Genomic DNA, 9,121 nt, shown 5'->3' with positions numbered 1-9,121 from the left:
CATGATCAAGCTAGAGGTTTAAAGACTGATCGGGTTCCAATTATTTTTATTCATAAATATTTTACACAATTCATACCAGGTAAGCAAGAGAGCTACGCCACTACTACCGAATCATTACCTTCTTGTCCATTAAGAAATGTTACAAATTACATGGGTATATTAAGAAAAGTTAAGGGGCGTATCCATTGATGGATAAGGGTTTTAGGCTATTATAGTATATATGTATGGGGGAAGTTCAGTTTTTAACGGCAGCAGGTTACTTTTTAGGGAAAAATTACCCCCTTGTGGAAGAATATCTGGCTCCGGTCTCAAAAATAGCTCTACTTGTCCTGGTTATCTGGTTTATCCTCTGGATTATCCGCAAACGTAACCGCCGGTATGAGTAAGTTTTGATGATAGGTGGTGCGTTACGACGGATTGTCACTTTCCAGTCACACCAGCAATTTTTGCCGTCTAACGCACCCTACGTTTTACTGCTTACCTTCTCGGCGAATATTTTCTAATAAAGGAGTATCTTTACATAAAAAGTCTTCTTCAGATATGGGCAAAACTGAGATGAGTTGATCGTATTTAAGGTTAATTTGATTTTTCACTTCTCCCATACGGAAAATTTCATCTCCAGGAGAAACTGGACTTTTTAAAATTACCATGATATCAATATCAGAGTCTTCTGTTGCATCCCCTCTTGCTTGAGAACCGTAGAGAACTAAGTTTATTAATTTATCGCCATAGATTTTTTCTAGTGCTTGGCGAAATTCTGTGATGATTTTTTCGAGTTTTTTCATAATTTATCAATTTTAGACCTTCAAACCATTCTTCCCAAACTTTAGCCCCATCTTCTTGCGGTTTGTCATTAGCTATTTTTTAACAAAGCCTCCCCTTTTGAAGTCAATTCCCAACGATCACGCGGCGATTCTTTTTCCACATAACGTTTGACTAAGCCTCGCTGGCAAAGATTTTTTAAGACTGTCATCATATCAGGTTCTCTAGGAACATCTCGGCGGGAAAGTGCGTTAGCTAATTCGTACCAACTCCATTTTCCTTTTCCTTTTTCAACTAATTGGAGAAGCACCAATTCAAGTTGGGTTAACTGTACGGTATCTTTCATGATTAATCCTCTATACTTGGGTGAAATAAAACGCCAAATCCTTCTTTTAAACCATAATCTTCAAGGGTTGCTGTGTGAGCATTATTCCACAATTTGTAAGCCAGATCGGGATCGGGTGGCTGTCCAGTGGGATAGCCTAGTTTTTTATTTCTTGATAGGATAATTTAAGAATTTTACCTCCCGCTTTAGATGGTTCAAATAGCCTGCCGCTAATAGCTCCTGTCTCTTGCATTATAGATTAATTCATCAGTCCTTTATTTTGATTTTTTAATTTTAGTAACAGCTATTTTTTATGAGAACAACCTTCCCCAAAATTACTTTTCAAGATTTTTCACCTGATTAAGGGCATCTTGGTAATCAACCATCTTGTTCTGTTGCGCGTAAAGTTGTGCCGCTTGATTGTAGTCAGCGATCGCACCTTGCTTGTCTCCTAAGTCAGACTTGGCAATCCCGCGATTGTAGTAGGCATCAGCATAGTCGGGTTTGATATTAATGGCTTGATTGTAGTCTGCGATCGCACCTTGGTAGTCTCCTAAGTTATACTTGGCATTCCCACGATTGTAGTAGGCATCAGCATAGTCGGGTTTGATATTAATGGCTTGATTGTAGTCTGCGATCGCACCTTGCTTGTCTCCTAAGTTTTTCTTGGCAATCCCGCGATTGTTGTAGGCAAGAGCATAGTCGGGTTTGATATTAATGGCTTGATTGTAGTCTGCGATCGCACCTTGCTTGTCTCCTAAGTTTTTCTTGGCAATCCCGCGATTGTAGTAGGCAAGAGCATAGTCGGGTTTGATATTAATGGCTTGATTGTAGTCAGCGATCGCACCTTGGTAGTCTCCTGATTCACCTTTGTTATAGGCACTGTTAAGCCACTCCTCGGCGGTCAATTGTACAGTTTTGGGGTGTAACTCTGGCTTAACTTGGGTAATGCCCCACTGTAGCCGATAAAAAGCCGTAGCATCATCAATCTGCTCAAACTTAACCCAATTAAGTTCTTGTAGGAATAGTAAATCACTAGGAATATTATTAACCCCTGGTAACAAAACAGGAATAACAGGAATTTTTTGATTAACAAATTTAGTAATAAGCGATCGCAGTTCCATGACCTGCCACGTTCCTAATCCCTTAGTACCAATAATAATAGCTGCCGATTTAATCAGGGGAATAGCTTTTTGAATTTCATCCTGAAATGACATCCCTGGTGGGATTTGTTCCTCATCTAGCCAAGGTTTTAACCCTCGTTCCCTCAGTTTTTTAGCGATCACCCTTACTTGCGGTTTATCCACACTATTATGAGCCAGGAAAACATCAAACTGCTGAGACATTTAAAGAACCTCCTCCCCTAATTTTCAACCCCAGCAATCTCTGCTAGAGCCAGTGCATACCGACTTAAATCCTGCCTGAGAGCCTCTAACTCCCTTCGCAATTCAGGTTCTTCTGTCCATTGCTGCTCGTATTCCTTGGGACTGACATCAGCAGGGCGCTTGACCTCCCAAACCTGCAAGCGAGGATGCCACTTGGCTAGAAAACGGCGCAAACCCCGATTCAGGACAGCGATCGCAATACCGCCCACTGAATTGCGAGAAGCCCCCACATCGGGACCAGCTTCCTTGAGAATCTCGCGGGTTGTCCCAAATAAACTATACAGCGAGTTCAAATCCTCACGCAGCAGCCCTTCTTCCCCCTCCAGTGGCTCTACAGCAATGCGCGTCACCAATTCCACATAAAGTGACCATGCAGCCCTTCTCTCAGTCGGATCTGCCTCCCATTCGGCTGAACCAATACCAAAAGGAAGACTGACAGACACTTTCTTCAATACAGCCGGATCGCCCTTCATCTGTTTCCCCTCGCCTCAGCCTCTAATGTTGCCATTCTCCTTTCCAATTATATGACGGGATTTAGCTTATTACTCCCAATATTGGGCTGGGTGGAGAGTGGCGATTGTCCTGAAAAAAACGGCTCCGACTAGATGCAGAAATCGTTAGAATAATCAAAGAATGACTTCTCCTGAACGATAGTCATTTCCGAAACACAACAGGCTCTTTTCTTCTCTCTGTCTCTAGTTAAATTTGTCACCATTGGGCAAAAATTAGCCAAAATGAGCCAAATAACCTCTCGAAAAGTTCCTCTGGGAAGTTCGATTTTTCCTCATCAACATCGCCTTTCTGCTGAAGAAATAGCGAAAATTGAGGCTGAGGATAAAGCTTTAGCTCGGCGTTGTCGAGAGATTTTTGACCGCGTTTATCCACAATTAGCAGGGGAATATTATGACTGGTTTATTGTCATTGAGCCTGAGAGTGGGGACTATCGCTGGAGCAAATTCTTGATGAAGATTTTCTGCCTTTTTAAATATGATTGTTCCAAACTTACCGTACAAAATCAAAAAAAGAAGACAATTATTGCCGACCAATAAAAAACAATTTTGAGGCAGAATGATAAAGTAGATCATGTTATCAGAGCGATCGCCGCTTGGGATCAAGGTTCTGGTCGGTAATGCGTTATCCTCAGAAAAGAGAAACTCAACTGTACTAGGCATGAGCAGATGCCCCTTGGTCATCCTGAATCATCTGCATCAGAATGTTTGCAGCTGCCGTTGCGTCCTAGGGCGACCAAATTGGGTACTCTGATGCGGAGAAGATGAATTGTAGTTCAGCGTCTGGGATTTGTGTGGCCAGGAGTTTGAAGAGTGATAATTTGTCTGACTGGCCCAGATTGTTGACCAGAGGAATTAACTCAGCGAGTGACATGGTTTAAACTTCTAGAGGTGCGAGAATAAATTCTCAATAAAATCTTAATTGGGGGTATTATCTGGAAAAATTCGTCTAGTATATAGTCAGAGAGAGTTTTAAATAGTTTAGAAACATTCTTTGGTATGTAAAACCTATGGAAGTTAGAGAGATTAAAATTCGTGTTGACGCGGAATCGGCCGAAATTTATGAATCAGCTATATTTGCTGATCGCCAAAAGCTTGATGCTCTTCTTAGTTTGAGGTTGAAAGAATTTGCTAGAAAACGCCGCCCACTAGAGGCTGTTATGAGTGATATCAGTCGGAAAGCACAAGCTAGAGGCTTAACTCCCGAAATTTTGAGTAATTTGCTAAGTGAGTAAAGTGAGATACGTTTTTGATACCAACGTGATCATTAGCTCTTTGCTGTTTGAGGGCAGTAATCCTGACTTGGCAATTAGGTATGCACTCCAAAATGGCAACATTTTGTTCTCATTAGAACTAATAGAAGAAATTGACGAAGTTCTCAGTCGTGCAAAGTTTAGAAAATATATCACAGATGAAGAAAGGGAAGAATTTTTAGACAGCTTTATAGATAGGGGAATATTGATTGAGGTGGTAGATGTTGTCAAGGAGTGCCGTGATGCCAAGGATGACAAGATTTTAGAGTTATCGCTTAGTGGTAAAGCTGATTTGATTATCAGTGGAGATAAAGATCTGTTGGTTCTTAATCCTTTTCGCTCAATACAAATACAATCTGTTGAGCAGTTTCTAAAAAGTGTTGGTCACTATCCACCAAACAAAGAGACATAAAACATCACTGCACTCGACCGTATGCTAAACTATCCGTTAGAGGTGCGAGAATGAATTGATTATAAGCGATAGATTAATCTCTGTAATATCCCCAATGGAGGGATGAGAAGGAAAATTTCCCTAGAGTCTTTCCATCAGGGGGATTACATGAATAAATTCTCAATAAAATCAACACAATATCAGAGTAAGAGCCTCTAAAAATCTAGCAAATTATCGCAGTTATCTCGGCCGTCGGCTTTTTTTGATCACTCCCACCTTATCCCCCAAACTAACGCCGTCTCAACAAATTTTTCATCTCTACCCAGATAGAAAGTTGACCACCTAGACTAGAGGGATGAGTGAAAATTCCTTGACGGGGACTGAATAAAAAGGCCAAAATAAATAGGGTAAAAGCGACAAGCACGATCGCTGGTCCAGAGGGTAAATTCCAGTAGTAACTTAAATACATCCCACTGATACTAGAAATAATACCCACACCCACACCTAAACCCATGACTTGATGAAGACGGGTAACTAAAAGATAGGCAGTGGCTGCCGGGGTAATCAAAAGGGACAAAACGAGGATTACTCCCACCGCTTGGAGACTAGCAACGATTGTCAGACCAATCAAGAGCATTAAGCCTAAATCTAATAAATTTACTGGTAAACCCGCCGCTTGCGCCCCGATTTTGTCGAAAGTGTAGAATAATAGTTCTTTATACAGGAGCAAAACGGTTAATAAAACGATAACGGCAATAATTAGGGTATCGCGAATGTCGGCAGCAGTAACACCAAGAATATTGCCGAAGAGAAAGTGATTAAGGTCAATTTTGTTGTTTTTTTGGATGAGAGTGATCAGGGTGATGCCAAGGGCAAAAAAAGCCGAGAAAACAATACCCATGGCCGCATCTTCTTTGATTGGGGAACGATTACGGATTAAGTTAATCAGTAGGGTACTGACCATTGAGGCTAGTAAAGCACCCAGGAGAAGATTAAAATTACCAATAAAAGCGATCGCTAATCCGGGTAAGACCGAGTGACTGATGGCATCGCCCAAGAGGGCCAAACGTTGTACCATCAGGTAGGTTCCCACCACCGCACAGATGATCCCGACGATGATAGCTTCAATTAGGGATCTCTGCATGAAACTATACTGTAAGGGTTCGATTAATCCTGTTAATAGATTGTTGCCCATGAATCTGCCTTGGGGTTAAATTTTTCTGATTCTCGATCGAGGTTTTGCTCCTAGGGTCCATCTTCTAAATCGGGGGAGAAGATGAGTTAGGATAATTAGGATTAATTGTAAGTTTTTTCGCTCCTAACTGCCGCCATGGATACCCCCGTTCTTTCCTCAACTTTTTTTCTGACTCTCCTGCTCATGGTGGGATTATTCTTTTTTATTCGCGGTTCCGTCAAGGAGCGTATCGAACAGCGTGTCTATCTTACCAGTACCAGTGACGACCAACTATTAGAACAACTGCGAGACTATTTTGACCGACGTTCCTATCAAGTTAAGGCGATCGAACCCGAACAGAATATTGTCAGATTACAGGGTTTTGTGCCGCCTAGCCCCTTCCTAGCGATATTTTTGACAATTTTGGCGGCCTTGGGTTTATTTTGCTTCTCACTGGTGTTATCGGTGTTATTTCCCGATACTAATCCCTATATTTTTGCTCTTGTGGGTTTATCTCCCCTCGCGGGTGTTTTCTATTGGCAAAAAGTCGGCCGTTTAGAAGAAGTGGCTTTTAAAGTAGAAAGCAAATCTCAGCAAACGGAATTAACTGTCAAAGCCCATCGAGACGAGTTAAGACAACTACAAGATAGTTTAACCTTTCTGGAAAGACAATAAGCTTTTTATGTCCTACGAGCGCCTAATTTATCTGGCCGATACCGATGCGGCTGGTGTGGTTTACTTTGCCCATCTTCTCTCGATCTGTCATGAAGCCTACGAGGTTTCTTTAGCACAATTTGGCATCAATATCAAGGATTTTTTGAAAGATTCTCCGGTTGCCCTACCGATTACTCAAGCGGAAATCCAGTTTTTTCGTCCTCTTTTTTGTGGCGATCAAATACAGATTAATTTCACTGTCCGATCCCTAAGCGAAAACGAGTTTGAATTGCATTATAAAATTTATTTGGCTGAAATCATGGTCGGAAAAGCGAAAACTCGCCATGTGTGCATCGCTCCCACCGATAGACAAAGAATCCCTTTCCCGGAATCTTTAAAAAATTGGTTAGGATATTTATCAACCCTAGAGGATACTGATATTTAAGAGATGATTTGGGCAGATTTAACGATGATTTTAACTAGGGATTGGTGGCATAATGCTTGGCAATTATTTAACCTCAGTACCGGGAGGATTATCTGGAATTCTTTTCTGGCTTTTATCCCCTTTATCCTCAGTTTTTGGCTATTTCGGATCACCCTCGATCGTTCCCTACTCTGGTGGTTAATTCTCTTAGTTTTTGTGCTTTTTTTACCCAATGCTCCCTACATTCTCACCGATAGCATTCATTTAATCTCTTATGTTCAGCAGGATTACGCCAAAAGTTTATTTTTTTTAGTTTTAATTCCCCAGTATAGTATCTTTATTTTCCTTGGCTTTCAGCTATACGTTATCTCCTTACTTAATTTAAAAAGTTATTGTCAGCAAAGTCAGCTAAATTCAGCAGTTTTACCCCTAGAAATAGCTCTACATTTTTTAAGCGCGATCGGTATCTATTTAGGAAGGTTTCTCCGACTGAATAGTTGGCACCTAATCACTCAACCGCAGCAACTATTCTGGAGTTTGCAGAATTTACTGACTAAAAAACCTTTGATATTCATCTCTGTCTGTTTTTTAATTATTTGGCTACTATACGAAATCAATAAAAGACTTTACAATCGACTTTCTGGCTACAATTAACGCCTATCGGGAATTTCGACCCTCTCCTAGTCCCTTTCGGATTGATTAAAAGATAGTAGAAAAACAGAGATCAATTGGCCGCACCGATATTATGATCATGATCAATATTTTTCCTCTCTCATCCCCATGACAAGCACTGATCAATCTCAACCCCTGCCTAGGGATGACTATTTTCACTACCAAAATTGTTGGTATCCTGTGTTATTTGTGCAGGATTGGCAAAAAAATCCCTACTCTTTCTCTCTTTATGGGCAACCATTGCTAATATTTCGCGATCAGCAGGGAAAATGGGGCTGTTTGCTCGATCGCTGTCCCCACCGCTTGGCGAAACTCTCCACAGGACAGATGATCGCTGGGCGTTTAGAATGTTTGTACCATGGTTGGCAGTTCGAGACGGATGGAAAATGTTCCCATATTCCCCAACTGCCAGTTAATACCCCAATTCCCCGCAATGCCAAGGTTAAATCCTATGGGGTGGTGGAACGTCAGGGAGTCCTCTGGGTTTGGTTAGGAGAAGAGGAAACAGCGAAAGAAAGCGATATTCCTATCATCAAAGACCTAGAAGACCCCAATTGTGTCCATACCGATTATCTCATTGATTTTCCCTACGAACAGGGCTATTTACTCGAAAATCTCCTCGATCCCGCCCATGTTAATATTAGCCATGATCGCAGCGAATTCGGGGCAAAACGGGAAAATGCTCAACCTTTAGCCTTCCAAATCCTCGAAATCTCGGCGCGGGGAATTCGCAGTCAGTGGCGCAATAGCCGCAATCCGCAAGAAAGCTGGAAATATCTGGATTTTATAGCCCCTAATCTCGTTCATTATCGTTTTTCTCTGCCTAATCCCCATTGGTGTGCTGGATTGGCTTTATACGGGATTTCTCTGGGTCAAGGTCGTTCTCGCTTACTGATGCGACGTTACCAAAATTTTGCCGTTAACTCCCGTCAATACCGTTGGCGCTGGTTGGAACATCTGCGTCAAAGTCGCATCCTCGAAGATGATCTACCTTTAATTCAAAGTCAGCAGCAAATGGTGGAAAAGTCAAGAGATAGTTTACAAAAATTATACTTACCCTTAAAAAGTTCCGATGCCTTGGTGATTGAGTTAGGTCAATGGTTCGATCGCTATGGGGACTCTTTCCCCTACTATCAAGGCTACACCAGCCAGCGGACAACGGCGATCGATTTATCCGATCCTTTACCCCTCGATCGCTATTCTCGTCACACTGTCCACTGTCGCACCTGTAGCGCTGCCCATGAAAACATGGTAAAAACTAAACAAATTGCGATTTTAATGGGTATATTATTAGTTTTACTGGCAATTTTATCCCCAAATCAGTCTATCTATCAAATTACTGCCCTTATTTTCGCAATTTTGGCTTTGGCAGTAGCGATCGCCGCCAATTATACCCGCACAAAATTTGAACGCACCCATGAGAAAAAAGCCCATACCAAACTACAGTAATAAAGGACTTGCGCTTTGATAATGTACCTTTTGGGCGAACGCAGTTCGCCCCTACATTGTGGACAAAATCCGTTACTGTAGGGGCGCAAAGCTTGCGCCCTCCGATCGATCAGGTTTGCTGAT

The 9,121-nt window shown here is 41.7% G+C and carries 13 protein-coding genes and 1 pseudogene; 9 read left to right on the top strand and 5 right to left on the bottom strand.

Going from position 1 to position 9,121, the window contains the following annotated elements:
• Positions 1-189: hypothetical protein (locus tag EWV60_RS00445; RefSeq protein WP_287230193.1), on the top strand; the 189-nt coding region annotated here is incomplete at its 5' end.
• Positions 190-233: 44 nt separating this feature from the next.
• Positions 234-386: pseudogene (locus EWV60_RS23075) on the top strand (DedA family protein); the annotation flags it as partial.
• Positions 387-470: 84 nt separating this feature from the next.
• Here the strand turns inward: EWV60_RS23075 and EWV60_RS00440 are convergent.
• The 4 genes from EWV60_RS00440 to EWV60_RS00425 all read right to left on the bottom strand — a co-directional run bounded on the left by EWV60_RS00440 (position 471) and on the right by EWV60_RS00425 (position 2,945).
• Entirely contained in the window at positions 471-785 is a 315-nt protein-coding gene (locus EWV60_RS00440; protein ID WP_287230191.1) for a nucleotidyltransferase domain-containing protein, read from the bottom strand.
• 68 nt (positions 786-853) lie between these two features.
• Positions 854-1,108, bottom strand: coding sequence for a hypothetical protein (locus tag EWV60_RS00435; protein WP_002732184.1), 255 nt, complete (start codon positions 1,106-1,108; stop codon positions 854-856).
• Between the two features lie 314 nt (positions 1,109-1,422).
• Complete coding sequence (locus EWV60_RS00430) at positions 1,423-2,433, bottom strand: toll/interleukin-1 receptor domain-containing protein (RefSeq protein WP_287230189.1); 1,011 nt, start codon at positions 2,431-2,433, stop codon at positions 1,423-1,425.
• Between the two features lie 17 nt (positions 2,434-2,450).
• Entirely contained in the window at positions 2,451-2,945 is a 495-nt protein-coding gene (locus EWV60_RS00425; RefSeq protein WP_287230188.1) for a hypothetical protein, read from the bottom strand.
• Between the two features lie 261 nt (positions 2,946-3,206).
• Here EWV60_RS00425 and EWV60_RS00420 point away from each other — a divergent pair, with 261 nt between their 5' ends.
• The 3 genes from EWV60_RS00420 to EWV60_RS00410 all read left to right on the top strand — a co-directional run bounded on the left by EWV60_RS00420 (position 3,207) and on the right by EWV60_RS00410 (position 4,646).
• A complete protein-coding gene (locus tag EWV60_RS00420) occupies positions 3,207-3,521 on the top strand; it encodes a hypothetical protein (RefSeq protein WP_002755562.1) in 315 nt (104 codons plus the stop codon).
• Positions 3,522-3,991: 470 nt separating this feature from the next.
• Positions 3,992-4,216: a hypothetical protein gene (locus tag EWV60_RS00415; protein ID WP_045360691.1), complete on the top strand. Its 225-nt coding sequence runs from the start codon at positions 3,992-3,994 to the stop codon at positions 4,214-4,216.
• Positions 4,209-4,646 carry a putative toxin-antitoxin system toxin component, PIN family gene (locus EWV60_RS00410; protein WP_194013669.1) on the top strand — a complete coding sequence of 146 codons (438 nt, stop codon included), beginning with the start codon at positions 4,209-4,211 and terminating at the stop codon, positions 4,644-4,646. Before EWV60_RS00415 ends, EWV60_RS00410 begins: the two co-directional genes overlap by 8 nt.
• Before the next feature lie 268 nt (positions 4,647-4,914).
• Here EWV60_RS00410 and EWV60_RS00405 read toward each other — a convergent pair whose 3' ends face one another.
• Positions 4,915-5,820 carry a metal ABC transporter permease gene (locus tag EWV60_RS00405; RefSeq protein ID WP_287230184.1) on the bottom strand — a complete coding sequence of 302 codons (906 nt, stop codon included), beginning with the start codon at positions 5,818-5,820 and terminating at the stop codon, positions 4,915-4,917.
• Positions 5,821-5,955: 135 nt separating this feature from the next.
• On the opposite strand from EWV60_RS00405, the gene EWV60_RS00400 reads away from it, so the two are divergent.
• The 4 genes from EWV60_RS00400 (at position 5,956) to EWV60_RS00385 (ending at position 8,998) form a co-directional block, all read left to right on the top strand.
• Positions 5,956-6,474: a cofactor assembly of complex C subunit B gene (locus EWV60_RS00400; RefSeq protein WP_002734244.1), complete on the top strand. Its 519-nt coding sequence runs from the start codon at positions 5,956-5,958 to the stop codon at positions 6,472-6,474.
• Positions 6,475-6,481: 7 nt separating this feature from the next.
• Entirely contained in the window at positions 6,482-6,898 is a 417-nt protein-coding gene (locus EWV60_RS00395) for an acyl-CoA thioesterase (protein ID WP_287230183.1), read from the top strand.
• Between the two features lie 3 nt (positions 6,899-6,901).
• The gene (locus tag EWV60_RS00390; protein ID WP_287230182.1) at positions 6,902-7,531 is read left to right on the top strand and encodes a DUF1361 domain-containing protein; all 630 of its coding nucleotides are present in this window, start codon (positions 6,902-6,904) and stop codon (positions 7,529-7,531) included.
• Positions 7,532-7,657: 126 nt separating this feature from the next.
• Entirely contained in the window at positions 7,658-8,998 is a 1,341-nt protein-coding gene (locus EWV60_RS00385; RefSeq protein ID WP_287230180.1) for an aromatic ring-hydroxylating dioxygenase subunit alpha, read from the top strand.
• The last annotated feature ends 123 nt before the right edge of the window (positions 8,999-9,121 follow it).

The organism is Microcystis sp. Msp_OC_L_20101000_S702 (genome assembly GCF_007095705.1).
In the GTDB taxonomy this organism is placed as follows: domain Bacteria; phylum Cyanobacteriota; class Cyanobacteriia; order Cyanobacteriales; family Microcystaceae; genus Microcystis; species Microcystis ichthyoblabe_A.
This window is presented reverse-complemented; position numbering and strand designations above follow the sequence as displayed.